This window comes from Micromonospora echinaurantiaca, assembly GCF_900090235.1.
Taxonomy (GTDB): domain Bacteria; phylum Actinomycetota; class Actinomycetes; order Mycobacteriales; family Micromonosporaceae; genus Micromonospora; species Micromonospora echinaurantiaca.
The window spans coordinates 3,014,019-3,039,559 of sequence record NZ_LT607750.1; the positions used below are offsets into that span (position 1 = coordinate 3,014,019).

The 25,541-nt window shown below is 69.9% G+C and carries 24 protein-coding genes and 2 pseudogenes; 9 read left to right on the top strand and 17 right to left on the bottom strand.

Annotated features, from left to right (window positions below; all coding sequences use genetic code 11):
- Positions 1 to 6: 6 nt before the first annotated feature.
- On the bottom strand, positions 7 to 1,998 hold the full coding sequence (locus GA0070609_RS13805; protein WP_197700280.1) for a beta-galactosidase: 1,992 nt from the start codon (positions 1,996 to 1,998) through the stop codon (positions 7 to 9).
- Positions 1,999 to 2,212: 214 nt separating this feature from the next.
- On the opposite strand from GA0070609_RS13805, the gene GA0070609_RS13810 reads away from it, so the two are divergent.
- The 3 genes from GA0070609_RS13810 (at position 2,213) to GA0070609_RS13820 (ending at position 6,182) form a co-directional block, all read left to right on the top strand.
- On the top strand, positions 2,213 to 2,911 hold the full coding sequence (locus GA0070609_RS13810) for a FadR/GntR family transcriptional regulator (RefSeq protein WP_088994186.1): 699 nt from the start codon (positions 2,213 to 2,215) through the stop codon (positions 2,909 to 2,911).
- 285 nt (positions 2,912 to 3,196) lie between these two features.
- The gene (locus GA0070609_RS13815; RefSeq protein ID WP_197700281.1) at positions 3,197 to 5,104 is read left to right on the top strand and encodes a sialidase family protein; all 1,908 of its coding nucleotides are present in this window, start codon (positions 3,197 to 3,199) and stop codon (positions 5,102 to 5,104) included.
- 85 nt (positions 5,105 to 5,189) lie between these two features.
- Positions 5,190 to 6,182 (top strand): acetylxylan esterase, encoded by a 993-nt coding sequence (locus GA0070609_RS13820; protein ID WP_088994187.1) that lies wholly within the window; start codon positions 5,190 to 5,192, stop codon positions 6,180 to 6,182.
- A 3-nt stretch (positions 6,183 to 6,185) separates the two neighbouring features.
- Here GA0070609_RS13820 and GA0070609_RS13825 read toward each other — a convergent pair whose 3' ends face one another.
- The 5 genes from GA0070609_RS13825 to GA0070609_RS13845 all read right to left on the bottom strand — a co-directional run bounded on the left by GA0070609_RS13825 (position 6,186) and on the right by GA0070609_RS13845 (position 12,760).
- Positions 6,186 to 7,118 carry a dihydrodipicolinate synthase family protein gene (locus GA0070609_RS13825; RefSeq protein WP_088994188.1) on the bottom strand — a complete coding sequence of 311 codons (933 nt, stop codon included), beginning with the start codon at positions 7,116 to 7,118 and terminating at the stop codon, positions 6,186 to 6,188.
- The gene (locus GA0070609_RS13830; protein ID WP_197700282.1) at positions 7,115 to 8,137 is read right to left on the bottom strand and encodes an oligopeptide/dipeptide ABC transporter ATP-binding protein; all 1,023 of its coding nucleotides are present in this window, start codon (positions 8,135 to 8,137) and stop codon (positions 7,115 to 7,117) included. Before GA0070609_RS13830 ends, GA0070609_RS13825 begins: the two co-directional genes overlap by 4 nt.
- Positions 8,134 to 10,098, bottom strand: a complete 1,965-nt coding sequence (locus GA0070609_RS13835) for a dipeptide/oligopeptide/nickel ABC transporter permease/ATP-binding protein (protein ID WP_088994189.1) — start codon at positions 10,096 to 10,098, stop codon at positions 8,134 to 8,136. The genes GA0070609_RS13830 and GA0070609_RS13835 overlap by 4 nt, the downstream gene beginning before the upstream one ends.
- Positions 10,098 to 11,057, bottom strand: coding sequence for an ABC transporter permease (locus GA0070609_RS13840; protein WP_088994190.1), 960 nt, complete (start codon positions 11,055 to 11,057; stop codon positions 10,098 to 10,100). The genes GA0070609_RS13835 and GA0070609_RS13840 overlap by 1 nt, the downstream gene beginning before the upstream one ends.
- Before the next feature lie 86 nt (positions 11,058 to 11,143).
- Positions 11,144 to 12,760 (bottom strand): ABC transporter substrate-binding protein, encoded by a 1,617-nt coding sequence (locus GA0070609_RS13845; protein WP_231928739.1) that lies wholly within the window; start codon positions 12,758 to 12,760, stop codon positions 11,144 to 11,146.
- A gap of 215 nt (positions 12,761 to 12,975) precedes the next feature.
- On the opposite strand from GA0070609_RS13845, the gene GA0070609_RS13850 reads away from it, so the two are divergent.
- Both GA0070609_RS13850 and GA0070609_RS13855 read left to right on the top strand, forming a co-directional pair.
- Positions 12,976 to 13,698, top strand: a complete 723-nt coding sequence (locus tag GA0070609_RS13850; RefSeq protein ID WP_088994192.1) for a FadR/GntR family transcriptional regulator — start codon at positions 12,976 to 12,978, stop codon at positions 13,696 to 13,698.
- Between the two features lie 429 nt (positions 13,699 to 14,127).
- Entirely contained in the window at positions 14,128 to 14,802 is a 675-nt protein-coding gene (locus GA0070609_RS13855; RefSeq protein ID WP_157748142.1) for an IS110 family transposase, read from the top strand.
- Here GA0070609_RS13855 and GA0070609_RS33860 read toward each other — a convergent pair.
- Positions 14,787 to 15,347: a response regulator transcription factor gene (locus tag GA0070609_RS33860; RefSeq protein WP_197700284.1), complete on the bottom strand. Its 561-nt coding sequence runs from the start codon at positions 15,345 to 15,347 to the stop codon at positions 14,787 to 14,789. The two genes, GA0070609_RS13855 and GA0070609_RS33860, sit on opposite strands and share 16 nt — an antisense overlap.
- Positions 15,304 to 15,885, bottom strand: a complete 582-nt coding sequence (locus tag GA0070609_RS33865) for a hypothetical protein (protein WP_197700285.1) — start codon at positions 15,883 to 15,885, stop codon at positions 15,304 to 15,306. The genes GA0070609_RS33860 and GA0070609_RS33865 overlap by 44 nt, the downstream gene beginning before the upstream one ends.
- A gap of 176 nt (positions 15,886 to 16,061) precedes the next feature.
- Between GA0070609_RS33865 and GA0070609_RS13865 the strand changes: the two genes are divergently transcribed.
- Positions 16,062 to 17,510: an FAD/NAD(P)-binding protein gene (locus GA0070609_RS13865; protein ID WP_088994194.1), complete on the top strand. Its 1,449-nt coding sequence runs from the start codon at positions 16,062 to 16,064 to the stop codon at positions 17,508 to 17,510.
- A gap of 5 nt (positions 17,511 to 17,515) precedes the next feature.
- Here the strand turns inward: GA0070609_RS13865 and GA0070609_RS13870 are convergent, their stop codons facing one another.
- From GA0070609_RS13870 to GA0070609_RS34285, 7 genes and pseudogenes are all read right to left on the bottom strand, one after another.
- On the bottom strand, positions 17,516 to 18,019 hold the full coding sequence (locus GA0070609_RS13870) for a hypothetical protein (RefSeq protein WP_088994195.1): 504 nt from the start codon (positions 18,017 to 18,019) through the stop codon (positions 17,516 to 17,518).
- A 459-nt stretch (positions 18,020 to 18,478) separates the two neighbouring features.
- Entirely contained in the window at positions 18,479 to 19,462 is a 984-nt protein-coding gene (locus tag GA0070609_RS13880; protein ID WP_231928741.1) for a phosphotransferase, read from the bottom strand.
- 235 nt (positions 19,463 to 19,697) lie between these two features.
- Positions 19,698 to 19,844, bottom strand: a pseudogene (locus GA0070609_RS13885) (IS21-like element ISAau2 family helper ATPase IstB); the annotation flags it as partial.
- Entirely contained in the window at positions 19,844 to 20,059 is a 216-nt protein-coding gene (locus tag GA0070609_RS13890) for a hypothetical protein (RefSeq protein ID WP_088994197.1), read from the bottom strand. The gene GA0070609_RS13890 and the pseudogene GA0070609_RS13885, both read right to left, overlap by 1 nt.
- Positions 20,056 to 20,751: a DUF998 domain-containing protein gene (locus tag GA0070609_RS13895; protein ID WP_172899336.1), complete on the bottom strand. Its 696-nt coding sequence runs from the start codon at positions 20,749 to 20,751 to the stop codon at positions 20,056 to 20,058. Before GA0070609_RS13895 ends, GA0070609_RS13890 begins: the two co-directional genes overlap by 4 nt.
- A 756-nt stretch (positions 20,752 to 21,507) precedes the next feature.
- Positions 21,508 to 22,449 carry a phosphotransferase gene (locus GA0070609_RS13905; RefSeq protein WP_088994200.1) on the bottom strand — a complete coding sequence of 314 codons (942 nt, stop codon included), beginning with the start codon at positions 22,447 to 22,449 and terminating at the stop codon, positions 21,508 to 21,510.
- A gap of 109 nt (positions 22,450 to 22,558) precedes the next feature.
- Positions 22,559 to 22,705 (bottom strand): annotated as a pseudogene (locus GA0070609_RS34285) (Type 1 glutamine amidotransferase-like domain-containing protein); the annotation flags it as partial.
- A 307-nt stretch (positions 22,706 to 23,012) separates the two neighbouring features.
- On the opposite strand from GA0070609_RS34285, the gene GA0070609_RS34290 reads away from it, so the two are divergent.
- The 3 genes from GA0070609_RS34290 (at position 23,013) to GA0070609_RS34300 (ending at position 24,076) form a co-directional block, all read left to right on the top strand.
- Complete coding sequence (locus tag GA0070609_RS34290) at positions 23,013 to 23,252, top strand: hypothetical protein (protein ID WP_231928743.1); 240 nt, start codon at positions 23,013 to 23,015, stop codon at positions 23,250 to 23,252.
- Positions 23,221 to 23,508: an IS110 family transposase gene (locus GA0070609_RS34295; protein ID WP_231928745.1), complete on the top strand. Its 288-nt coding sequence runs from the start codon at positions 23,221 to 23,223 to the stop codon at positions 23,506 to 23,508. The genes GA0070609_RS34290 and GA0070609_RS34295 overlap by 32 nt, the downstream gene beginning before the upstream one ends.
- Positions 23,509 to 23,629: 121 nt before the next feature.
- Positions 23,630 to 24,076, top strand: coding sequence for a transposase (locus tag GA0070609_RS34300; RefSeq protein ID WP_231928747.1), 447 nt, complete (start codon positions 23,630 to 23,632; stop codon positions 24,074 to 24,076).
- Positions 24,077 to 24,247: 171 nt separating this feature from the next.
- On the opposite strand, the gene GA0070609_RS13920 is transcribed toward GA0070609_RS34300, so the two are convergent.
- Together GA0070609_RS13920 and GA0070609_RS33165 are read right to left on the bottom strand one after the other, a co-directional pair.
- A complete protein-coding gene (locus GA0070609_RS13920; RefSeq protein WP_088994201.1) occupies positions 24,248 to 24,610 on the bottom strand; it encodes a YciI family protein in 363 nt (120 codons plus the stop codon).
- Between the two features lie 316 nt (positions 24,611 to 24,926).
- Positions 24,927 to 25,538: a hypothetical protein gene (locus GA0070609_RS33165; protein WP_157748144.1), complete on the bottom strand. Its 612-nt coding sequence runs from the start codon at positions 25,536 to 25,538 to the stop codon at positions 24,927 to 24,929.
- Positions 25,539 to 25,541 lie beyond the last annotated feature (3 nt).

Below are 25,541 nucleotides of genomic sequence, written 5' to 3' on the forward strand. Positions count from 1 at the left end.
GCCCGATCAGGAACGCAGCACAGCGACACCGCGCGGAGACAGGGTGACGATGTCGGCCGCCGCGTCCTGTTCACCGAGCAGGTCGACGGCGACGGACGGCAGTGCCACGGTCGCCGGCATGCCGCCGTGGTTGAGCAGGAACAGGTACGAACGGTCGTCGCCGTGGCGACGCACGGCCTGCACGCCGTCGGGCAGGCCGGGCAGGACCGGCGCGACTTTCGCCTCCGCTCGGACCTGGTCGAGCACCGCGCGCATCAGCGCCGGGTCGGGGCGAGTGGCGAGGTACCACGCGGCGCCGGCTCCGTAGCGGTGCCGGAGCAGCGCGGGTCGGCCGGCCAACTCGCCGTCGGTGAACGTCCCCATCACCTGCGCCCCGCCCGGCTCTACCCACTCCGACCACTCCAGGCCGTGACCGTGCCGGCCGTCGAGGTCCAGGCCGATCGTGCCGTCGACCGGCAGGGGCCAGAACTCCTCCACCCGCAACCCGAGCAGGTCACGCAGAGGCCCCGGCGCACCTCCCGGGTGCAGCCGCTCGGTCTCGTCGACCACCCCGGTGAAGTACGACACCAGCAGGGTGCCGCCGCGGTGTACGTGCTGCCGTAGCGCGTCGGCGGTCGCGGTCGAGAGCAGGTACAGGTTGGGCACGATCACCAGGCGGTAGCTGGTCAGGTCGGCGTCGGGTGGGACGACGTCGCAGGTCACATGGGCGTCGAAGAGCGGCGCGTAGTGCGCCCGGTGGGCGGCCAGGACATCGAGCGGCGCCGGGTGGGCGTCGCCCTCCACCGCCCACCAGTTCTGCCAGTCGTGCAGCAGGGCCACGTCGGCCTGCACCCGGGTGCCGGCGAGTTCGGCGGCGGCCGCGATCTCGGCGCCGAGCTCACGGACCTCGCGGTGGGTCCGGCTGTGCTCTCCGGTGTGCGGCAGCATCGCCGAGTGGAACTTCTCGGCGCCGCCCGCGGCCTGCCGCCATTGGAAGTACAGCACCGCGTCGGCCCCCTGGGCGACCGCCTGCCAGCTCCACAACCGCATCACCCCCGGCGGCTTCGGCGCGTTCCGCTCCCGCCAGTTGACCGCGCTCGGTGCCTGCTCCATGAGCAGCCAAGGCTGACCCCGTCGTGCCGAGCGGACGAGGTCGTAGCCGAAGCCGGCGTCGACGTGCGTACGCGGATCGTACGGGTCGGGATAGCTGTCGAGACTGACGACGTCCTGCTCGGCGGCCCAGCGGAAGGAGTCGATCGGCTTGTGCACGAGGCCGATGAAGTTGGTGGTCAGCGGTATACCGGGGGTGTGCCGACGCAGGATGTCGCGTTCGAGGGTGTAGCAGGCGAGGATGGCGTCGTTGCTGAACCGGGCGAAGTCGAGCTTCTGGGCGGGGTTGCCGAAGGTGGGCGCGGTACGTGGGGGCAGTACCTCCGACCAGTCGTCGTAGCGCTGGGACCAGAAGGCGGTGGACCAGGCGGCGTTGAGGGCGTCCACGTCGCCGTAGCGGTCACGCAGCCAGCGCCGGAAGTCGGCCGCGGACACGTCGCAGTAGCAGGCCCGCACATGGCAGCCGTACTCGTTGCCGACATGCCACAGCCGCAGCGCGGGATGGCTGCCGTAGCGCTGGGCGAGCTGTTCGACCAGCCGGGCGGCGTGTTCCCGGTAGACCGGGCTCGACGGGCAGTAGTGCTGGCGGGCGCCGGGCCAGAGCCGCACCCCGTCGGCCCGGGTGGGCAGCACCTCGGGGTGCAGGCGGGACAACCAGGGCGGTGGCGAGGCGGTCATGGTCGCGAGGCTGGCCCCGATTCCCGCCTCCGCCAGGTGGTCCAGCACCCGGTCGAACCAGCCGAAGTCGTACTCGCCGGGACGCGGCTCCACCTGGGCCCAGGCGAAGATGCCCACCGAGACCAGTGAGACGCCAGCCTCGGCCATCAGCTTCATGTCCTCGACCCAGACGTCCTCCGGCCACTGCTCTGGGTTGTAGTCACCGCCGAACAAGATGTTGGGCATGGTCATAGTCCACTCCTCGTCGTTCGGGCGACCGCCCGGGCACTCCGAATCGGGCAAGGCGGACATGGGATGTCATCCGCCATCCGGGCACAGTAGGTGGGGCCACAGTGACCGTCAAGGCATGAGCCGTGTAAATTCTTCCTACCGCCCGGCCGCGTCAGTGGCACGACGTGGGATGTTTGGAGCGAGAAGACGTGGCGGTGCGGAAGTGGGAGGCAACATGCGGGCACGCACGAGGGAGACGCTGCAGGACCGCATCATCGCCCTCATCCACGAGCGCCGGCTCGCGCCCGGTGCCCTGATGCCGACCGAACCGCAGCTGATGGATCTGCTCGGCGCCAGCCGCAACAGTGTGCGGGAGGCGATCCGCGCCCTGCAGGCGTTGGGCATCGTGGAGATCCGGCACGGATTCGGCACGTTCGTGGGGCACGCGCCGCTGGACGTGCTCAGCCCGTCACTGACGTTCCGGGTGCGGACCCGGCCCGGGCACGGGGTCCGGGCGCTGCACGATCTGGTCGCCGTCCGCGAGATCCTGGAGACGGGCCTCATCGGTTCCGTGGCGCGCGATATCAGCGAGGCGCGACTCGCCGCACTGGACGCCCTGGTCACGGCGATGGAACGGGACAAGGAGGCTGACCGCGCCTTCCACTCCCTGCTCTACGAGTCCTGCAACAACGAACTCGTCCTGCAGTTGATCGGGCTGTTCTGGGACGTCTACCACGAGGTCGAGCCGGCCCTCGGCCCGCCCGAGGACCGGGCGTCCGACATCGTCGCCAACCACCGCCGCATCGTCGAGGCGCTGCGCAACCGCGACGGAAGCGGCGCGCAGGAGGCGATGCGCCTGCACTTCCGGGACGTCAAGGCCCGGATCGCCCGGGCCGAGCGCTGGCTCGACGAGGCGGGCCAGCAACCCGCCTGATCGCACGCGCCGCCCAGCCCTGCTGCATGGCGACCGTGGATACCCCGCTGGCCGTAGCCCGCTGTTGCGGCTGGCTGCACCTGGGGGTCTCATGTGGGCCGACCCTGGACCCGCCGGACACCTCACCCGGCGGCCTACGCCGGTGGCCCGACCCTCTCCCTGCTTCTCGACGTTGCAGCCAACTACTTCCGGACATCCCACGTCCCACATAGGATGACCGCACCACCACCCAACGCGGAAGGGCGCGATATGAGAGAAGGGCACCGATCATCCAGTCGCACCGGCGTGCGACGGCGCCGCCGACCGGCCCTCATCCTGCTTGCCGCGGCCAGCCTGCTCGCCGCCACGCTCACCACGCCGCCGCTCACGAGTGCCGCCGAGGCGAGCGACGGGCTGGACGGGACGGGCAGCGCCGTTCCGTTCGTCGATGAGCAGGTGCTCTACGAGCAGAGAACCTTCGGATACGCCTGCTTCCGGATACCGGCCGTCGTCCGCGCGATGAACGGCATGGTCCTGGCGTTCGCCGAAGGCCGGGTCGCCGACTGCGGCGACGACGGGGACATCGACCTTGTGCTGCGCCGGTCCTCCGACGGCGGACGCACCTGGGGCCCGCTCCAGGTGGTGGTCGAGGGCAACGGTCAGACCCGGGGGAACCCGGTGCCGATCGTCGACCGGCGCACCGGCCGGGTTGTGGTGGTGGGGACCAGCAACGGCCCCGCCCCCTGCCCGAACGGCTGCGACCGCGACCCCTACCTGGTCACCAGCGACGACAACGGCGCGACCTGGTCGCCGGTGCGCGAGCTGACGGAGGCCAAGCGGCCGGAGTGGAACTTCTGGTACGCCACCGGGCCGATGCACGGCATCCAACTCCAGCGCGGCCCGCACGCCGGCCGGCTCGTTGTCGGCGCCAGCTTCGAAAGCTACGACGGGGTCGGCGCGCACGTCTACGGCACCCACCTGCTCTACAGCGATGACGGTGGACTGACCTGGCAGATCGGCGCCGAGACGTCCCGCGACGACGGGTCGGTGATCGCCCAGGAGGTCACCGTGGTCGAGCGGACCGACGGCCGGATCTACGCGCTGGCCCGCGAACGTGGCACCGACCCGGGTCACCGGGCGTACGCCGTCAGCAGTGACGGCGGACGTAGCTTCGACGCCCCCTTCCGGACCATCCCCCGTCTCGAGATGCCGGACGTGCAGGCCTCACTGCTGCGGTTCGGCGCGACCGACGCCGGCGACCGCCGGAACCGGATCCTGCTCTCGTCCCCCGCCCACCCGGTGGCGCGGGAGGTGATGACGGTCCGTTCCTCGTTCGACGATGGGCGCAGCTGGCAGACCTGGGACGAGGGCAAGGTCTTCCACTGGGGGCCGAGCGCGTACTCCGACCTGGTCCGGCTCGACGGCGACGAGGCGGCGCTGCTGTACGAGGCGGGGCGGACCAGCCCGTACGAGAGCATCCGGTACGCCCGCTTCAACGAGGCGTACCTGGCGACCCCGAACGGGACGCCACCGGGGATCCCGAGCCCGCCGGCGCCGGGCCCGACCACCCCTGACACCTCGCCCCACCACAACCCGGCGTACGTCCGGGGCGGCGCGCAGCCGACGGCGGGCCGCTACGGCGACGGGCTGGCACTGGACGGGTTGGACGACCGGATCGAGGTGCCGTTCGACCGCTCGGTCGACCTCGGAGGTGGTGATTTCACGTTCGCGACGTGGATCCGGTACGCCGAGACGAAGGGCTCGCACGCCATCATGTGGGCCTACCGCACCGGTAGCGGCACGACGCCCCAGGTCTGGTTGAGGGCCGAGCCGGCGAGCAACCGGATACGCGCACTGATCATGGTGGACCGATTCAACATCTCGGTCGCCTCCGCACAGGCGTACAACGACGGGAACTGGCACCACGTGGTGCTGCAACGCGTCGACGGCCGGCTGGTCCTGCAGGTCGACGGCGCCGAGGTGGCCGCCGCCGAGGTGCCGCCCGGCTCGGTCACCGCCGGAAAGGAGTTCGGTGTCACCGGCATCCACCTCGGGCAGCGGGTGGACGGGGCGGACCGCTTCCACGGGACGCTCGACGAGGTCCGCCTCTACCGTCGGGCCCTGTCCCCCACCGAGCTCGATCTGATCCGGGAGCGGAACCTGCCGATCGGCGGCGGGCTCGGCCTTCGGCTCCCGCTGGAGACCGTAGGCTGACCGGCCGCCACCGATTCGCACGGTGGCGCCCACCAGCGCGTGGGCGCCATCGTGCGCCGACCACGAACCGATCAGGGAAGACGCTGTGCTCACCGACTGGCCACTGGACACGCTGCGCGACTACCGCCCTGCCCGGACCGAGCCCGACGACTTCGACGACTTCTGGGCCGCGACGACCGGCGAGGCCGCAGCCGCCGCCTGGCCGGCGCGGCTGGAGCCGTACGACGCGGGGCTGGCCACGGTGGAGGTGTACGACGTCACCTTCGCCGGTCACGCCGGACAGCCGGTACGCGGGTGGCTGCTGCTGCCCCGCCACCGGTCCGGGCCGCTGCCCTGCGTCGTCGAGTACATCGGCTACGGCAGCGGCCGGGGCCTGCCGCACGACTGGCTCTTCTGGAGCGCCGCCGGCTACGCCCACCTGGTCATGGACACCCGGGGCCAGGGCGCTGCCGGCTCGCTGACCGGGGACACGCCCGACCCGGACCCGTCCGGGGCGCCGCAGGCCAACGGCTTCCTCACCCGCGGCGTCACCGACCCCGCCCGCTACTACTACCGGCGGGTCTTCAGCGACGCCGTCCGGGCGGTGGAGACCGCGCGGCTCATCCCGCAGGTCGACCCGACCCGGATCGTCGTCGCCGGGGGCAGCCAGGGCGGTGGGATCGCGCTGGCCGCGGCGGGGCTGCTCGACGGTTTGGCCGGGGTGCTCGCGGACGTGCCGTTCCTGTGCCACTTCCGCCGGGCGGTCGACGTCACCGACGCCGGGCCGTACGGCGAACTGGGGTCGTACCTGCAGACCCGCCGGGACGAGGTGGATCAGGTGTTCCACACCCTGGGGTACTTCGATGGGCTGAACTTCGCCGCCCGGATCACCGCGCCCGTGCTGGTGTCGGTGGCGCTGATGGACCGGATCTGCCCGCCGTCGACCGTCTTCGCGGCGTACCACCACTGCTCCAGCGCCGACAAGGACATCGTGGTGTGGCCGTACAACGGGCACGAGGGCGGGGCCGCCTTCCAGCGGGTGGAGCAGCTCCGCTGGCTCGGCAAGCGGGTGCCCGTCGGGGCAAGCGGCACCTCCTGACAGTCAGAGCAGCCCGGCGTCGGCCAGGTACCGGCCGATGCGGGCTGTCTCCTCGCTGTTCAGTGGCACCTGGGGCAGCGCCGTCGTCGGGTGGTCGATGATGCCCCGCAGGTGCAGTGCGGCCTTGAAGGCGCCGAGCGGTGAGGAGCTCATCCCCATCCGGTGGGCTCCGACGAACACGAGCTCGAACATCCGGTACAGCCGCTCCTGCTCCGTGCGCGCCGTCACCCAGTCGCCCTTGGTGGCGGCCTGGTGCAGCCGCACGTAGCCGTCCGGGTCGACGTTGCCGAGGCCGGGCACGACCCCGTCGGCGCCCATCCACAGCGCCGAGTCGACGGTCAGCTCCGAACCGGTCAGCACGCTGAACCCGGTGAGGTCCGGCCGGTCACGCCGGCGCAGGATCAGCGACCGCAGCCCGGCGTCGTCGCCGCTGGAGTCCTTGATGCCGGCCAGCACCCCGTCGGCGGCCAGTGTGAGCACCAGTTCCGCGCCGAGCTTCGTGTGCACCGACACCGGCAGGTCGTACGCGTACAGCGGCAGGCCGGTCCGGGCGGCGATCGTCCGGAAGTGCGTGTCGATCTCCACCGGGTGGGTGCGGGCGTAGAACGGCGCGGTCGCCACCAGTCCCGCCGCGCCGGCCTGCGCGGCCACCCGGGCGTGGTCGAGCACCCGCAGGGTGGTCATGTCGATGACCCCGGCGAGCACCGGCACCTGACCCGCGACGTGCCCGATCACGGTGTCCAGCACCACCCGCCGGTGTGCGTCGGGCAGGAAGGCCACCTCCGAGGAGGAGCCGAGCACGAACAGCGCGTCCACCCCGCCCCGGAGCTGGTGGTCGACGAGACGGGTGAGCGATCGGGTGTCCACCTCGAAGTCGGGGGTCAGCGGGGTGCACACCGGGGGGATGACGCCGGTGAGTGCGGCGGCGTTGGTCATGGACGCTCCTGTGCTTGGCTGATCAGTTCGGTGTCGGTGGCGCCGCCCGGTACGGGGTGGTGACAGCGGAACAGGTGCCCGTCCGGCACACCCTGCACGGCGGGCAGGTCGCGGGCGCACATGTCGTCCGCCTTCCAACATCGGGTGCGGAACGGGCAGCCGGACGGCGGCCGGGTCGCCGACGGCACCAGGCCGGACAGCGGGATCGGGTCGATCGGCGAGAGCAGGCCCGGGGTCGCGGAGAACAGCGCCCGGGTGTACGGGTGGCGAGCCTGCCGAGGTACGGACCCGGCTGGCGCCTGCTCCACGATCCGCCCGAGGTACATGGTGACCACCCGGTCGCTCATCCGCCGCACGGTCTGGATGTCGTGCGAGACGAACACCATGGCGAGCCCGAGCTGGTCCTTGAGGTCCAGCAGCAGGTTGAGGATCTGGGCCCGTACCGAGACGTCCAGTGCGCTGGTCGGCTCGTCGGCCACCACCAGGTCGGGTTCGAGGGCCAGGGCCCGGGCGATGGCCACCCGCTGCCGCTGCCCACCGGAGAGCTGACCGGGCAGCAGATCGGCGGAGCTGGCCGGTAGCCCGACGAGGTCGAGCAGCTCGCGTACCCGCCGCTCCCGGTCGCCCGGTGTGCCTCGCCGGTGCACGTCCAACGGATCCCGCAGGATCTGCCGGACGGACAGGCGGCGGTTCAACGCGGTGGACGGATCCTGGAACACCATGCCGGTGGTGGCGCCGATCGTCCGTCGGCGCCGCGCCTCCGGCGTCGACCACACGTCCTCGCCACGGAAACGGACGGTCCCGGCGGTGGGGCGTTGGAGCGCGACCAGTACGCGCGCGAGTGTCGACTTGCCGCAGCCTGACTCGCCCACGATCCCGACGGTTTCCCCCGCCCTGACGGTGAGGTCCGCGCCGGTCAACGCGTACACGCGGTCGCGGGCGAAGATGCCTCCGGAGCGGGCCCGGTGGACGACGTGCACGTCGGCGAGCTCCAGCAGAGGTGTTTCGGTCGGGTTCACCGGGCCTCCGTTCCCGCCGCGAGCGGCTGGGTGAGCGTGTTCGCCGGGTGGTGGCACGCCGTCGCGTGGTGGCGCTGGTCACCGGCGAGTTCGGGAGCGGCGGTGTGGCACACGTCGGTCGCCATGGGGCAGCGGTCGGCGAACCGGCAGCCGGCCGGGAAGTCGGCGGGGGCCGGCACGACGCCGCGGATCTGGGACAGTCTCGCCGCGCCGGCCTCCAGCGACAGCACTGAGCCGAGCAGGCCCCGGGCGTAGTGGTGGGCGGGTGCGCCGACCACTTCGGCGGTCACCCCCGTCTCGACGATCTGCCCGCCGTACATCACCACGACCCGATCGGTCACGTCGGCGACCAGCGCGAGGTCGTGCGAGACGAGGATCAGCGCGAAGCCGAGTTCCGCCCGTAGCCGCAGCAGCAACTGGATCACCTGTGCCTGCACGGTCACGTCCAGCGCGGTGGTCGGCTCGTCGGCGATGATGAGCTTCGGGTCCCGGGACAGGGCCATGGCGATGAGTACCCGCTGTCGCTGGCCGCCGGAGAGCTCGTGCGGGTAGGCGGACAGGGTCCGGTCCGGGTCGAGCCCGACCAGTGCCAGCAGCTCCCTCGCCGTACGCCGGCCGCCTCGCCGGATGAGCTGCTTGAGCTGGGCGCGGACGGTCATCGCCGGGTTGAGCGAGGAGAGCGCGTCCTGGTAGATCATGGCCAGGTCGTGGCCGAGCAGCCGCCGCCGCGCCGCGCGGGGCATGCGGAGCAGGTCGGCGCCGGCGAACCGGATGCTGCCGCGGATCCGGGCGTCGCGCGGTTGTAGGCCCATGACGGTCAGGGCAGTCAGCGACTTGCCGCAGCCGGACTCCCCGACGAGCCCCAGCACCTCTCCGGGCCGCACGTCGAAGGAGATCCCGTCGACGATGTCCACCCCGTCGTGCCGCCCGTCGAAGCCGATGGCGAGGTTCTCCACCTCGAGGATCGGGGGGCCGTCGGGCAGGGGACGGGCCCGTTCGGAGAGCCGGTGGGCGGCCTCGGCGAGGCCGGGTAGTTCGGTGACCTCGCCCGATCCGGGCCGGGCCTGCTCGATCGCGTCGACATCGCCGGAGCGGCGGGCGGGTGGGCGGCGCGCGGCCGGTGTCGCCCAGGCGTCGGAGATGCCCTCGGACAGGATGTTCAGCGCCAGCACCGTGACGAGGATCAGCAGGCCGGGGAAGACGGTGGCCCACCATCCGCCGAGCAGCACCAGGTTCTTGCCGTCGGCGATGACGCTGCCCCAGGACGGGTCGGGCGGGCGGACGCCCGCGCCGATGAACGACAGCGACGCCTCGAACACGATCGCGTCGGCGACCATGACGGTGCAGAACACCAGGATGGGTGCGGCGCAGTTGACCGCCACGTGCCGGACGAGGATGAACGGCGTACGCGCGCCGATGATCTTCTCGGCGGCGACGTAGTCCTCCCCGTACTGGGCGAGCACGTTCGCCCGGACGATGCGGGCGACGGGTGGAGTGTTCAGGAACCCGATCGCGGCCACCAGGACGCCGACTCCCCCACCGAAGACCGCGACCAGCACGGCCGCCAGGGCGATGCCGGGAAAGGCCATGATCACGTCCAGGACGCGCATGACGCCCTCGTCGACCCACTTGCGCGAGGTGGCCGCGAGGGCCCCGATCAGCGCGCCGGCGAGCAGGGCCAGGCCGGTGGCGCCGAGCCCGATGACCAGCGACCACCGGGCGCCGTGCAGGAGTCGGCTGAAGATGTCGCGGTTGGCGCTGTCCAGGCCCATCCAGTGGGTGGCGGATGGGGCGCCGCCGGCGGAGTGCTGGGTCAGCGGAGAGTGCGGCGCGATGATCGGGGCGAGCAGGGCGGCGAGGGCGACCACCACCAGGACGCCCAGCGCGACCCAGGACAGGGGCGGGAGCCGGCGGAATCCGATGCCCGGCCGGGCCAGCCGTTCAGTGAGTCGTCGCCGCATCAGCCAGCACTCCTCAGGCGTGGGTTGACCAGTAGGTAGAGGATGTCGACGACGAGGTTGACCACCACGAAGCCGGTGGCGATGGTCAGTACGGCGCCCTGCACCACGGCTGGGTCGCCGTTGGTCACTCCGTCGATCATTAGCTTGCCCATTCCGGGCAGCGAGAAGATCGTTTCGATGACCACCGCACCGCCGAGGAGGTAGCCGACCCGCAGGCCGAGCACGGTGAGCGGGTTGATCAGCGCGTTGCGCAGCACGTTCCGGCCGACCACGACGACGGGTGGTAGGCCGTTGCCGATCGCCGTGCGGACGTAGTCCTTGTCGAGCTCTTCGACCATCGAGGTCCGGACGATGCGGGTGAGCTGGGCCGCGACCGGCAGTGACAGGGCCAGCGCCGGAAGGGTGAGGGAGCGCAGCCAGCCGGTGAAGGAGTCGGCCGGGTTGATGTATCCGCCGGTGGGAAAGACGCCGGCGTCGACGGCGAGGTACTGGATCATCAGCAGGGCCAGCCAGAACGACGGCGCGGCGACGCCGGTCAGGGACAGCACGCGGATCAGCTGGTCCGGCCAGCGGTCCCGGAAGAGCGCCGCGGTGACGCCGAAGACCAGCGCGGTGACGACTCCGATCAGCAGGCCGAGGAAGGTCAGTTGAAGGGTCAGCGGCAGCGCGGTGAGCACCGAGTCGAGCACTGGCGCCTTGGTGAGGACGCTGGTGCCCATGTCGCCCTGTAGGAGGTCGCCCACGAACCGGAGGTAGCGGATCGGCAGCGGATCCAGCAGGCCGTTCTCCAGTTGGAACTGATGGATCTGTTCCGGGGTGGGGTTCGCGCCCTGGAAGTACGCGTACTCAGGCTTGTTCTGCGAGAACCGCATGATGATGAAGACGAACAGGATCACGCCCAGCAGGAGCGGGATCAGGAGAAGCAGGCGACGGACCAGCATTCTGGCGATCACTGCCACGGTGTGACTCCTCGGCGGGTGGGACGGCCGGGCCGGAGGGCCTGCCGGGCGGGCGGTGACAGTCCGGCCGCCCGGCAGCCCTGCTGTCAGACGCGCTCGGCTTGCAGCAGGTTGATGCCCGGGTAGGCCTGCGGGCGGATGCCGGTGAGCCGCTTGGGGTCCCAGGCGGTCATCAGCTCGGTGTGCACCACCGGGTAGAGGACGGCCTGCTCGGCGATGACGTCCAGGTACTGGTGGGTCAGGGCGAGTTTGCGGCTCTGGTCCGGCTCCCGGGTGGCCTGGTCCATGAGCGCGAAGAGGCTCTTGGCCTCGGCGCTGCTGTCCCACTTGGTGTATTTCATCCAGGTGCCGCCCGGGGAGTAGTTGTAGCGGAGGATGAGGTCGGCGTCGAGGCCGAACTGGTTGGGGTTCGACGCTGCGGCCACGACCTGGTAGTCCTGGGACTGGTCCATTTTCGTGAACAGCGCGCTGGTGTCCTGCGGCTGCAGGGTCGTCTTGACGCCGATGGCGTTCCAGGAGTTGGCGATGGTGGGCAGGCAGTCGGCGATCCAGCTGACGTTGACCGCCATCAGGGTGATCGACAGGTTGGTGACGCCCGCCGCGGCGAGCAGGGACTTCGCCTTGGCCGGATCGTAGCTGTAGACGGTCTTCGCCTTCGCGTACGACGGGTTCTGCTCGTTGAGGAAGCTCGTGGATGCGGTGCCGTGGCCCTTGAGCGCGACGTCGATCATCTTCTGCGTGTCGATCGCGTAGAGCAGTGCTTGGCGGACCCGTATGTCGTCGAACGGCTTGGCGCCGGTGTTGAACATCAGGAACATGTGGTTCATGCCCTTGCCGCCCTCGACGGTGAGGCCGGACTTCTTCAGCTGGTCGATGTTGGCGTACGGGATGTTGTCCGCGATCTGCGCCTCGGCCGACCCGCCGGAGATCTTCGCGACCCGCGCCGAGCTGTCCACGATCGACAGCCAGTTCATCTTCTTGAACCGGGCCTTGCGCGGGCCGTTGTAGTCCGCGTACGCCTCGAAGGTGGTGTTCGACTTCGGGTTGTGCGCGGTGAGCCGGTAGGGGCCCGAGCCGACCGCCTTGCCGCCCTTGGCGGCGTCCCAGCCGCCGGGCGCGCCGAACACGTGCTTCGGCATGATCTTGGCGATCGAGAGGCGGCGCAGGGCGTCCGGGAAGGGGAAGTGGAAGACCAGTTCCACAGTGCGGTCGTCGATTCGCCGCACCTCCTTCAGCCAGGCGCGGAAGAACGAGCTGACCAGAGTGGACGTGTCGAGCACCCGCTCGAAGGTGAAGAGCACGTCGTCCACCGTCACCTTCTGGCCGTCGTGCCAGGTGGCGCCCTCGCGCAGGGTGAACCGCCACGCGGTGGACGCGGTGTCGGTGGGCAGCGCGGTGGCCAGCGCCGGGTAGGGCTCACGGCTGACCGGGTCGGTCTCGATCAACCCTTCGTAGATGTGGTTGTTGGCGGCCATGGAAAACGCCGAGGCCGTCATCGTCGGGTCCCAGCTCTGGTCGTTGCCGTAGCCGATGACCGCGGTGACCAGGTCCTTGTCGGCACCGGCACCCACCGAACTGGTGGACGCCGGTCCGGACTGGCAGGCGGAGATGTTGGCGGTCACCACCGCCGCCGCGCCGAGCATCCCACTGAAGCGCAGGAAGTCGCGGCGGCTGTAGTGAGGGCGGGATACCGGGGCGCTCACGGTGCCTCCTACCGATTGGGTGACTGAGGTAACTGCTAGGACGTGGGACGTTCCACATCCCACCTCCCCGGTTAGGATGGAGGCTAGAGTGGCCGAAGCAATCGGGTCAAGGGAATGAGTCATTGAGGTTTCCCGGATGTTTCGGCCCCGGCGCCGGCCGGAAAGGACCGGCCGACGCAAGTCATGGGATGTCCAGCGGAAGGTTGACCCCGAGCATGAGCGTTGCCGACCGTCCCGTCCGTCCGCGAACGAGTCGCGCCGCCGAAGCCCGGGAGGCGGTGAAACGACTGATCCTCGACCGGGGCCTCGGCGTCGGCGACGCGTTGCCCACCGAAACGGAGCTGATGAGGGAACTCGGCATCAGCCGCAACTCGGTCCGGGAGGCACTCAAGGCGTTGCAGGCCGTGGGCATCGTCGAAATCCGGCACGGCTTCGGCATGTTCGTCGGGCAGATGTCCCTCGGCGGCCTGGTCGACGAACTGGCCTTCCACGGCCGGATCACCCCCGCCGGTGGCGGCCACCAGCTCGCCTATCTGATGCAGGTCCGGGAGGCGCTGGAGAGCGGCCTGGTCATCCAGCTCATCGAACGGCACCGCGAGGCCGATCTGACCGCCGCGGTTGACGTGCTGGACCAGATGGCGGTGGAGGCCCGTCTCGGAGCCGTATCACCGCAGACCGACCGGCTCTTCCACGACGTGCTCTACCTACCGCTACGCAACCCCCTCGTCGGCCAGCTGCTGGGCGCCTTCTGGGACGTGTACCACCAGCTACGGCTGGACCTCGGCACGCCGACCGAGTCACCGCAGGAGGTCGTGCACCGTCACCGGGTGATCCACGAAGCCGTTGTCGCCGGCGACAAGGAGGCAGCCGTCACCGCCGTGCGGGCCCACTTCGACGGCGTACGCGAGCGGCTGGCACGCCTACGCGATCGATCCTGACCCGCCGCTTCGCCACCGCGGTCGGGCGAGGGCCGCCGCGCCCGCTCACCCGCAGATAATCCGTCCGCTAAGCCGGGTCCGGACGGCGGAACCACGGGGTCAGCTTTCCCTACCTTGTTGATCGTCCGGGCTGTCGTACTGTCCGGGCAGCCGGGAGCACCGGGGCATGCCTTTCAGTTTTCTGCCGTTGATGGCTTCGCTTGATTGGCCAACCCGGTGCTCCACGACGCCGTGACCGCTAATTGAGATCTGCGACATCGATCGCTGCGTAGGGAATGGACGGCCAGCGCGTCGACGGCATCCCGATCACGAGCAGGGAGAGGGCTGGAATGCAGCAGGTCGAGCAAGCATGGGCCGGAATCGACGCCGGTAAGGGCCACCACCACCTGGTGGTCGTCGACTGCGAAAGGCGGCGGCTGCTGTCTCCGGGTGTCCAACGATGAACCCGAACTGGCTGCGGCGATGACCGCAGTCCTCGCCGGAGCGGAGAAAGTGATCTCGCCCATCGACCTGACCGATGGACCGGCCGCTCTTGTCATCACGCTCCTGCTCGAGCCCGGCCAGCGGGTCCTCTACCTGCCAGGTGTGGTAGTCAACCGCATCGCCGGTGCCTACCGCGGCGAGGGCAAGACCGACGCCAAGGACGCCGCCGTCATCGCTGACCAGGCCCGCATGCGCCGCGACCTTCGTGAGCTGCACCTCGACGACACCCTGCTCGCTGAACTTCGCATGCACACCGCCCACCGCGCCGACCTCGCGGCCGACCGCACCCGCACCATCAACCGGCTACGGGTACGGCTGCTCGGCATTTTCCCCGCCCTGGAACGCGCACTCGACTTCACCAATCGCGGACCGCTCATGCTCATCAGCCAGTTCCAGATACCCACCCCTCTCATCGCAACCGGGCGAGAGGAACTGGCAAGCTGGCTCCGCGAGCGCAAAGTCCGCCACGCGAACAAGCTCGCCGCGGCAGCGATACACACCGCCGAAGCTCAGCACGTCCGCGTTCCCGGTGAGGCGATGGCCGGGGAGCTCGTCGGCCGGCCTGCGGCCAACGTCATCGACCTCGACCGGCAGCTCACCATCGGTCAGACGGGGCCATAGGCCGTGGCGCCGGGTCGGTCGCGCAGCGGCCAGTAGTTCTCCGTGAACAGGCGGGCCACCAGTTCGCCCCGGCTGGAAACCTGGGCCTTGTCGAAGATCGCCTTGATGTGGTCGCGGACCGTGTGCGCGGAGATGAACAGCGCCGCGGCGATGTCAGTGGTAGCGAGGCCACGCGCGATGTGCTGGGCGATCTCCAGTTCGCGGGGCGAGAGGCCGTAGGCGTCGGCGATTATCGGCGCCATGTCGGAGGCGGGGGCCGGCTCGATGATGAGCGCCGTCGGGCCGGGACGATCGTCGGGGCCGCTGAGGCACGAGGCGTGGCAGGCAAGCCAGCCGCCGTCGCGGGTACGGATCCGCGCCCGCGCGGTCCGCCCGTCCCGTTCGGAGGCGACCGCCCGTGCCTGCGCTGCCGTCACGACGACGCAGACCGGGAGGCGGACGCCGAGGGCCGACGGCTCGGTCGGTCCGTCCGGCACCAGGGCGAGGTAGTGCCGGGCCTCATCATTGATCGAGGTGGCGGTTCCGTCGGGGGCGAAAAGGATCATGCCGGGCGCGGACGGACCGCCGAGCGCCGACGCGGCGGACGGGCGGGCGGGCGAGAGAGCGCAGCCGTGCACCGAGTGACGCGGACAGGCCCACGACCACATCGATCTCGGTCGGACCGAACGGTGCCCGTCCCGTGCTCCGGAACAGGCTGACGACACCCCACGGCTTGCCGCCGGCGCGCAGCACCGCGCGGAGCTCGTCGATCACACCCTGGCCCCGCAGCCGCCGGTACTGTGCGCTGCGTCCGGGCAGGTCACCGGTGTTCCACCGCAGCGCGCCGGCGGCGGTGACCGAGCGAGCCAGCTCGCGGAAGGGTATGACGGTCTCCTCCAGCAGCTCGCATTCCCAGTAGGCGTAACACTGCGCGCCGCCGTCGAGGTTCTGCACCCACATCGGGGCAGTCACCAGTCCGGTCTCCGGGTCGGTGACCGACCACACCGCGGCATCGAAGACGACGCGCTCGCGGAGCCGGGCCGAGACCCGGGAAAAGAGCTGCAGGGAGTCGGTCGCCTCAGCGATCGGGTCGTGGCGCACCATCCGGTCTCTCCTCTCCGACTGTCAACCACCCAGCCTGCCTCCGCGCGACGCTGCCTCCCATCCCGCGTTTGGGGGGGGTCGACCACGCCTGGCACCCCGTCGGCGAGGGATGGGAGACACGGGCCACGGCGACGAGAGTCGTGACGAGGCGACCAAGGACTCGTAAAGGGTGGCACATGGAGATCGGAATCGTCGGCGCGGGAGCGTCCACGGTAGGACTGTTGGACGCGCTGGCCCGGTTTGCGCGGGGGCCGGGCGCGCTCACGATCCTCGAGCCGTCGCCGCACCTGTGGCGCGGGCGCGCCTTCGCGCCGGATCTGGAGTCGGTGTTGGTCAACACCCCTCCGATGATCATGTCCGCCAACCACGGCGACCCCGGACACTACGGCCGGTGGCTCGCGGACCGGGCTGCCTCGTACCTCGACCGGCGCCTCGGCCAGCCGATCGTTCCGCGTGGCGTGTACGGCAGCTACCTGGAGCAGACCGCCGAATCCGCCCTGGCCAGTCTGCGGCGGACCGGATGGCGGGCCGACGTGGTACGTGAGCGCGTGGTCGGGGTCCTCCCGTCGGACCGGCCCACGCTGGTCACCCACACCGGACGACGTCACATGGTTGACGTCGCTGTGCTAGCCGTGGGATGCGGAACCCCGCAGGATCACTACGGGCTCAGTGGCAGCCTCGGATTCGTCCGCGACCCCTACCCGCTTGCCACCACCCTCGCCGACGTCGCGCCCGAACGGGACGTCGCCGTCGTCGGTAGCGGCCTCACGGCGGTCGACATCGTCGTTTCGCTGGCAGCGCGGGGCCACACGGGGCGGATCAGTCTGCTGTCCCGCAGTGGAGTGCTGCCGGCCGTATGGCAGCGACCGGCGAGAGTCGCGATGAATCAGCTGACCACCGACCGGCTGACGGCCCTCGCCCGCGAGCATGACGCGTTGACGCTCGACCACCTGTGGTCGTTGCTGGACGCCGAACTGGGCCCGGACCTGACCGAGCTCACCGAGGAGGTGCGGGCGACCAACTCGGAGGACCCGATCGAACGGTTGCGGCGCCACCTGTCGCTGATCGACTCGCCCGGCATGGGCCGCCGCCTCCTCCAGCAGGCCGTGCACGTCGTCGGGCCGCACGCCTGGCGTCTGCTGCGACAGACCGACCGCGACGTACTGCGCGGCCGGCACTTCCGCGCGATCGCCAGCCTCAGCTCTCCGACGGTGCCCGGCAACGCCGCCACCATGCTGGAACTCCTGGAAACGGGGCAACTGGCCGTGATCCCCGGCGTGCGGAAGATCGAGCCCGGCGACGGCGGCTTCCGGGTGTTCACCGACGGAAGCGTCCGGAGCGCCGACGTCGTCATCAACGCCATCAACCCGCCACCGCACTCGATCCCCGAAAGCGCCCACGCCCTGATCGCGTCGATGCTCACCGCGGGGACCGCCGAACTCCACCCTGACGGCGGGCTGAACGTCGAGCCCACGACCGGACGGCTGGTGGCCTCCGGGCACGTGGACCCCCACTGGTACGCGGTGGGCGACCTTGCCGGAGGCGGATCCTTCATCACCACCAGCATCCCGGGCCTGGTCGCACGCGCCGAGGCGACCGCGCGTGCGATCGTGTGTCGCCGCTGAGGTGTTTAGTCGCTGCCAGATGCACGAGAGCGGTCTTCGAGCACTTCGCGGGCGGCCTGCTCACTTCGCCCAAACCCAATGTCTCGGACCCTGGCTTGCACGATTCCGTTGCGGTCACGCCGCTGCGGCAGCCTCACCCGGAGCGTTGTCGTTGATCCCGTGAGTTCGACGCTCCAGCCACCGGCCGTCTGTTCAACCGCGGTGACCTCGAAGCCACCGTTTCCGTCCTCGCCGTTTCGGCGCGACCTGAGGCGGGCAGCCTCTCTCGCGAACGCCACCACCTCCGTCTCGTTCAGAGCGGGCCCATCCTTGCTGCGGCGGAGGGCGCCGAGTGCCGCCTTGAGGGCGTCGTAGGTGGCGTTCCCGAGGATGCCGCCGCTGACTGCGCCGCCGAGCCAGAACACGAACTCGTGTATCGCAGGAGGAATATCTGCTTCGTCGTAGAGAACCTGTTCGTTCGACAGCTCCGGACGGAGGTCATCGGGGGGTTGGGCAGAGTCACGATCCACCCGGGAAGGGTAGTCACCGGCGTCAACGTCGAGGCTTCCCCTTGGCCCTGGCAGATGTGCCACCGTTCGAGGGTCGTCCCCAGCTCAGGTAGGACGCGGAACAAACACCTCGTCCTGCTCTGCAGCGGCAGCTAACCCCAGGGCGTCATACCCGCGCCCCAACGCGTCCAGCAGATCCCCGGCACGTGTAGATGTGATCGGCAACGGGTCGCCCCCGTTGGCCGGACTGTCCGGCAGGCACAGATCCAACTCCTGCTGCCCCGCGGCCAGCCGCTGCCGCGCTACCGCCTTGAGTAGCTCCACGTCCGCGTCCGTGTGCGCGGACCCGGCGTGCACGATGTCCCGCGATCCCCGGCGCTGGGAATGCGCGACCTGCACCGCCCGCCCCCAGAGGCCGTCATACCGTCCGCACGTGCACCACGACCGACACGATACAAACCGCTGAATTCGTGTGCTGATTTACGCACTAGCCCGGCGGAGGCGTTCGGCTGCCTGCGCCCGCAGCGCATCGGCGCCCGCCGGGGTGCCACCGCACAGTGCCATCTCCCGGGCGTTGTACGCAGCCATCCACAAGCTGGCCGCCCAGGCGATCTCCAACTCCACGGTCGTGAACGGGCGCCGTCGTATGTCTTGATAAGCCACCAGGAACGCCTCGGAGCTTTCGATCGGCGCTAGCGTGGGCGGCCCGTCACTGGCGAACGACCCGCTCGCCGCTCCCACCAGCGCCGCCTCCGGCTGCCAGGCCAGGCTGTCCCAGTCGTGCACCGCCCACACCTGCCCACCCTGCCACCGCAGGTTTTGCGCCTCGAAGTCGGCGTGGCCGAGCACGTACGGCAAGCGGGCGGCCAGCAGCCGCTCCCGGGCCCGCTCAGCCGCCTGGACAATGTGCTCGGACACGACACTCTGGTCCCGGCTGTCGAGAAATTCGATGGCCGGCCACACCCCGGAATCGGTGTGGTCCCAGCGCACCCAGGGCGGATTCGGCAGCGGCGGCGCGACGGGCACGCCGGCAAGTTCGGCCATCAGCCGGGCGAACACCTCTGCGCAGCGCACAGCAATGTCCGGGGAGTCCCCGTGCAACACCTCGCCGCCGGGCCGGAATTCCTCGGCGTGCACGGCCAGTGCACCGACACCGACCACCAGCGTGAGCGGCCGGGCACACGGAAACCCGCGCTCGGCCAGCCGGGCCTGCGCCGCGACACACGATGAGGCCCGGCCGCCGTCGGCGCGCGCCTTGACCACGACGTCCCTGCCACCGACCAACCGCAGACCGAACACCATCGAGACCTGTCGCGACTGGAACAGCACGTCGGCGGGTTCGCCGCCCAACTGGTCAAGACACCAAGCCGGTAGCCAGTTCGGCAGCTCGTCCAACGACACACTCACGACTGTGCCATAGTCACCGATCGCGCCGGAGGCGAGATCGTCTGCTGGACGAGCCACCGGACCTCCGTGACGATCCGCCCTGCCACACCTCGCCCGATGCAGTGCCGCAGTCATCACCGACCCGCACGGGTGAGTGCGGCGAAGTCGGCGCGTAGGGCGGTGTAGACGTCGCGGACGATGTAGCGCCTGAGGCAGACCACGAGCTCACACCGCACTCGGCGGCCATCCACCCACCAGCCACGTCCCACGTCCCTGGGCAGAACAGCTCGGCCTAGTGGCGTTGCTTGCCTGTTGATGAGAGGAACTCCTCATGCGTCCACGACTCGGCCCGGGCCCGCTCCGCCAGCCTCTCGACCGACGCGGCCAGAGACGGCGCCTTCAGGGCGCGGGTGAGGAACGCGATCTCCGAGGCGACATTGCGGCTGGCCTTGGCGGCCATCACGCAGCCACCTCATCGAGGCCGAACATGCGGTCGTAGTCACTCAACGGCCGCCGTTCGACGCGGGCGTCAACGGCGGCCGTGGGAGTGCGTTGGGCGGCGATGCGCAAGCCCGGAAACGCCGAGCCATCCACACGGTCAGCGGGACTGGTGAAGCGGTGGCTGGGCCTGAGGTAGGGCTCGCCCGCTCGACGGTCGAAGCGTCGGTCGATCACCGTCTGCTCGACGTCGTCGTGGCGAGCCTGGCGATCGTCGCGGAGAGCCACACAAGACCCAGGGCCGCTCCCGTGAAGAAGAGCAGGACGCTTGCCGCCGAACCGACGAAACCGGCAACGACGACCACCGGAACGATGCGAGAAGCCAGCGCCCAGCCACGCCGGCCCTGGGCGGAGAAGTGACGCGCGAGCGCGATGAACGCCGCGCACAACGCCAGGTAGCCGATCATGCCGCCGACCATGTGGACGGCGCCGTGGGTACTGAGAGAGGTGGTCGGGCCGTCGGATGTGCCGACGGGGAAGCCGGCACCGGGGTCGGCGGCGAACACCGCGCTGACCAGGAATGAGGCGCCGAACACGGTGACCAGTGGGGGTGCCCAGGTGGTGCCTGGCCCGTCCTGCAGCGCCCGCCGCAGGCCAACCGCGCCAGCGATGATCAGCATTCCGCAGACGACGAAATTCATCACCTGGATCCAGCCCAGATCTCCGAGGCTGAGCTGGCTGATGGCGTTGCGGGTGAAGTCGAAGCCCTCGCGGGTCAGGCCCTGGATCACGCCCGCCGCCAGGAACAGCGGGCCCGCGGCGATACCGCAGCCCATCAGCAACGGGTTCGTTGGACGAGTTCGAGTACTGGTGGTTCGGGGCCGCGCGCCCGCCGGCGCGCCCGGCTCGACGGTGCTGTCGATGTTCATGCGTGGGTTCCCATCGGTAGGAGTCGAAGCGGTGATGACCTCCAGTCTTCGGCGGCCGGCAGCATCCATCAAGCCAAGATCGAACTAGGATCGTTGACCTGGGTTCAACGAACAGGCCGAGATGTTCAGGCGCCGGGAACGTCCTGAACGGCCAGCTGGGCGCCACCTCGGCAGTCCCGCCGCTGCGCGACTGCCCGGCTTGGGAGGTTGGAAGCGGTGCTGTCACGGAACACCGCTGCGGTGACCACGACCGTCAGCCGGTGCCGGACACCTCGCCGGGCCCGTGGATCAGGCAGACCGGCAAGCGCTTCGGGCAGCCCACCGGCGGTTTCGACAACGCTCAGAGCCGGTGCGCAGGACAAGGACGAGATCAGCGATGATGGCAGTGCGGACATGACCCACCTCGGGCGATCAGCATGGCGTAGAGAACCTTGATGATCTTCTGAGCCGGTCATGCCCGTCTTGCTGCCACCAACAGCGGTCCTTCTACTCCAAGCCCCACAAGTCAGACACCGTCACGACTTTGCCGGGCCCTGGTCGGCACGTACCTCGGTGATGGGCTCATCATCCAAGCCCCGAAGACCGGCGACGTCATCGAGATCACTCGGCTGAGTCGTTGGATCACCCGGATCGCAGCAATTCGCCGCATCGTTGCCCAGTAATCGGCGTACGTTCTCGACCTCGATTCCGCCTGGCGCTCAGTCGCAATGCCAGAATCGCGGCGAGCGGATCGCGGCTAGATGAGTGCGTTCACACTCACCGAACTCGGTCAGACTCTCGGAGGGGAATCGTCCTCGCTCGGGCGGCCCAGGCATCGACGATGCGGTCCAGGGTGCGCCTGCCCCACCGGCTCATCGTCGGGTTGGAGTCGAGGTAGTACCAGACTAGCCCCATCGCCTGCTGGAACGCCCAAGCCATCCCGCGCCGCCACTGGACGTCGCCGCATCCGAGCTCGCGGCGGAGGATGCCGCGCTGGTGCTCGTCGAGGAGGTGCCAGGCCGCCACGAGGTCGAGCGCCGGGTCCGCCGGGCCGAAGCCGCCGCCGTCCAGGACGCCGACGAGACGGCCGTCTTCGACGAGGACGTTGGGCGGGATGAGATCGCGGTGGCACATCGCGTCCTCGTCGACCTCGGGCAGCGTCCGAAGCTCCGCCCAGATCCGCCGCAGGAGGGGTACGTCGAGTAGGTCCTCACTCTGCCGAAAGCATGTCTCGAGCCATTCGTCGTGGTCCGGGAGGTGCCCGCCGCGACCGACGCCGTCGAAGCGTCGCCCACGGGTGTCGGCGGCGCGCATCCCGGCGATGAGCTCGGCCAGGTCATGGGCGAACGCGTTCGACCCTGCGGAATCCTCGACCGTCGCGTCGTGGCCGGACAGCCAGGTCTGGACGCTCCACGGCAGCGGATAGCCCGCGCCCGGCTCCCCGAGCGCCACCGGCTCCGGGGTGGGCACGGTGGCGACGCCGGCCAGTTCACGCGCGGCCTCGGCCTCGGCCGCCAGCGACGCGCGGGCCTGCGCCGGGTCGTGACCGACCAGAGGGAAGCGGGCGGCCAGGTCGTCGCCGATCCGGAAGATCGCGTTCACGGTCCCAGGCGTACGCAGCTCGGTGACCGGCAGTCCGCGCCACTGAGGGAACTGCACCTCGACCAGCTGACGGACGGTCTGCGCGTCGACGTGAAGCTGGTCGGCGTGCATCGTCATGCCGCCATCCTCCCGTCGGCGACCGCGGGTGTCCTCCGATTTTCGCGCGGCAGGCTCGGCACCGTCGCCCGACCAGCCGCCAGCGGCCGGTCGAGACGACGTCCACCTTGTCGCCGCGGACCCGGATCGCGGAGTCGTCGTCGAGCCGGCAGAGCGGGAAGTCCACGCTCGCCGCAAGCCGGTCCGCCCATGCCTCGTCGCGGTTTGGGAAGGACGGGGAGTCGAGGTGCGGCTTGACGTACCAGTCGAACAGCACGTCTGCACATCGGCTACTTGTTTCATTGAGCTGCGACCGTGGCCCGGCCAGGCTTCGGTCGAGGCGCCCGGGTTGTCGCTCTCTTTGCCGCTGCCAACGCTGGTCGTGTGGCTCTCATCTGGCCTGCGCGGCCCGGGCGTCGCCCCAGGGCAGGGAGAGGCTCAGGGGTTTGCTCGGCTCGAAGTAGCGTTGCCCTCCCGGCTCGACAACCCAGGTGGATCGAGCATCGGAGGACGCGTTGAGTGGCACGTCGGATCGTGTGGTCATCGGGATGGACCCGCACAAGCGCCCTGCCACGATCGAGGTCATGGCACGCGACGAGACCGTCGTCGGCGGCGGCCGGTTCGACACCGACCGCGACGGCTACACGGCGATGAGGAAGTACGCCAGCCCGTGGCCGCACCGGGTTTGGGCGATCGAGGGCTGCCAGGGCGTCGGCCGGCACATCGCCAACCGGCTACTGGCCGACGGCGAGCAGTCGTCGATGTCCGCCGAAGCTGTCCGCCAGGGCGCGGGTGTTCGCCACCGGGCAGGGCCGCAACCCTGATGCCACGGACGCGCACTCCATCGCGCTGGTCGGCACTCGCATGGCCGGGCTGCGCCCGGTCGTCAACGACGAGCAACTCGCCCTGCTGCGGATCCTGGTCGACCGGCGCCGGTCCCTCGGTGAGGACCACACCCGGACGGTGTCCCCCGACGGGGCGAGGAAAAGCCTGTCCGCCGCGCAGGCCAAGGCACTGCTGGCAGGGTCAGACCCCGTGACGCGGTCGGCAAGGCCCGACGCCGGGTCGCCGCGGAGCTGATCAGTGACCTCGAACGGGTCTACCAACGCACCAAGGAGGCAGACAAGGAGCTGAAAGAGGTGGTCACCTCCACCGGCACCACGTTGATGAACCTGCACGGCATCGGACCCTCCGGCGCCGCATGCTGGTCGAGGTCGGTGACATCACTCGGTTCCCCGACCGGGCCCACTTCGCCTCCTGGAACGGCACCGCCCCCATCGACGCATCCTCAGGCGAGCAGGTACGCCACCGGCTCTCCCGCGCCGGCAACCGACAGATCAACCGGGTGCTGCACACCACCGTCCAGCTACGCAACCCCACCGAAGGACGCACCTACTTCGACCGCAAGAAGACCTCCGGCGAGACATCGATGGAAGCAATGCGCGCCCTCAAGCGTCGCCTGTCCGACATCGTCTACCGACGCATGCTCAATGACGTCGCGGGCGTAGCGGCGGGCCCAGGAGGACAACGGGGAACGACTCCTGACTCCAGCGTGACCAACTCGCATCCCCAAGCCGGCTCTTCGGAGAAGTCACTTCCCGGACCCGCCGAGACCCAGGATACAACCGTGCTCCCGACGGTGTCTTGACACAGAGGGAAGCCAGATGAGTACGGCGAAGCGTTTTCGTCGGCCGGCTCCGGGGGCGGCACTTTTCTGACCGCCCACGTGCCTGGTCGAATCCTTGCCGATACCGCAGCAGCGACGTCGCCCCGGTGCCGGCCACGCCTCGGCTCAAGCCTCAGCCGACGAGTGACGATCTCATCCCTGCAAGACGCGCCGCGGCTTGAACCGGCGAACCTCCTGCGGCCAGCCGCATGCCTCCGCGATTTTGCCGGCCCACATCCGGGCGGTCGCATCATCCGGCACGTCCACGATGGTCAGGCCACCCAGGAACTCCTTGGTCTCGACATAGGGCCCGTCGGTGAAGACCAACGCACCGCTTGTGGCGTCTGCGTTGAAGACTGGGCCGTCCTCTTCCTCCAGGCCCCCGGCGAAGACGAATGCCCCGGCGGCCTTGATCTGATCAACAACCGCCCTGGCGAGGGGACCGCGCCCGCGGAACCACTCCTCGGTGTGGTCACCCACCCACTGCTGATTGAAGTAGATGAGGTACTCAGGCATGTCCGCTCCCTCTGATCGTCTCCGGACCCGACGTCCGTCTCTGCATACGCTACGAACGGCATCCGGCAGATCCGACACTCTCCAGCTTGATTTCTGTCAACCGGTCAACCGTCGCACTCACATCGGCCACGAGCGGTCGGCTGACTGGTCGGTTTCGCACGTGCGGCCCCTGACGCCCTCTCGGCGGCAGAGAATGCGTCGGGCAGTTCAGGATGGAGCTCAGCGTGTGTGCCCGTTTGCGCGTCGCCGTACCTGCCGGATGCGCCACCGGTGGTGTCCGGCGGGTTACGCATTGGGCGCCGGCCAGCAAGACCTCTTACCAGTACGCTTCGTCGTCCCATGGCTCGAAGTCGATGAACTCCAGCGGATCGTCGAGTTTGTCCAGGCCAGGGAGCCCTTCGGTGGCGAAGCGTCCGCGTAGCCACTCCAACAGGTCGGCCAGCGGCCGCCGGTGGCGTTCAGCGGGGTGCACCAGTCTCTGCCCAGTTGGACCAGCGTGGGTGTCGGCGACGATGTCTTTGCGCTGCATGTCAACCGATGCGTGGTCTACCTGGTGAGCCGTCTCCGTGTCGTCGACAAGCAGCGGCGCGCCTGTTGCGGCGCTGCCCCAGCAACGTGGCGCGACCCGGCCCATCCCGGTCACGACGACTGGGCGATGCTCGGCGCCGGCGGATGCGGGGCGATCCCGGTGCATGTCGAGGCGACGCCGATCCGCTTCGACGTCGCCGTTCCCGGCGAGTTGCTCGGCGCGCTGACCCGGCGCAACCGACGCGGAGAACAGCGCACCTTGAAGTACGTCGTCGACGGTCGTCTCGAACGCTCCGTCAGCCTCCAGGGCGTCTATCGTCTGACCGACGAATCCGCCGCTCGATTGGGCGCCCTGCTCGATAGTTCGCCAGCCCCGTGCCGAACGGGGTAGACGCTCCACGTG

What these genes read in the sequence shown, in the direction of transcription:
- GA0070609_RS13805 (WP_197700280.1), bottom strand. Translation starts at nt 1,998, where the DNA reads ATGACCATGCCCAACATCTTGTTCGGCGGTGACTACAACCCAGAGCAG.
- GA0070609_RS13810 (WP_088994186.1), top strand. Translation starts at nt 2,213, where the DNA reads ATGCGGGCACGCACGAGGGAGACGCTGCAGGACCGCATCATCGCCCTC.
- GA0070609_RS13825 (WP_088994188.1), bottom strand. Translation starts at nt 7,118, where the DNA reads ATGACCAACGCCGCCGCACTCACCGGCGTCATCCCCCCGGTGTGCACC.
- GA0070609_RS13835 (WP_088994189.1), bottom strand. Translation starts at nt 10,098, where the DNA reads ATGCGGCGACGACTCACTGAACGGCTGGCCCGGCCGGGCATCGGATTC.
- GA0070609_RS13850 (WP_088994192.1), top strand. Translation starts at nt 12,976, where the DNA reads ATGAGCGTTGCCGACCGTCCCGTCCGTCCGCGAACGAGTCGCGCCGCC.
- GA0070609_RS33860 (WP_197700284.1), bottom strand. Translation starts at nt 15,347, where the DNA reads ATGATCCTTTTCGCCCCCGACGGAACCGCCACCTCGATCAATGATGAG.
- GA0070609_RS33865 (WP_197700285.1), bottom strand. Translation starts at nt 15,885, where the DNA reads ATGGTGCGCCACGACCCGATCGCTGAGGCGACCGACTCCCTGCAGCTC.
- GA0070609_RS13865 (WP_088994194.1), top strand. Translation starts at nt 16,062, where the DNA reads ATGGAGATCGGAATCGTCGGCGCGGGAGCGTCCACGGTAGGACTGTTG.
- GA0070609_RS13895 (WP_172899336.1), bottom strand. Translation starts at nt 20,751, where the DNA reads ATGAACATCGACAGCACCGTCGAGCCGGGCGCGCCGGCGGGCGCGCGG.
- GA0070609_RS13905 (WP_088994200.1), bottom strand. Translation starts at nt 22,449, where the DNA reads ATGACGATGCACGCCGACCAGCTTCACGTCGACGCGCAGACCGTCCGT.
- GA0070609_RS34290 (WP_231928743.1), top strand. Translation starts at nt 23,013, where the DNA reads ATGGCACGCGACGAGACCGTCGTCGGCGGCGGCCGGTTCGACACCGAC.
- GA0070609_RS34300 (WP_231928747.1), top strand. Translation starts at nt 23,630, where the DNA reads ATGCTGGTCGAGGTCGGTGACATCACTCGGTTCCCCGACCGGGCCCAC.
- GA0070609_RS13920 (WP_088994201.1), bottom strand. Translation starts at nt 24,610, where the DNA reads ATGCCTGAGTACCTCATCTACTTCAATCAGCAGTGGGTGGGTGACCAC.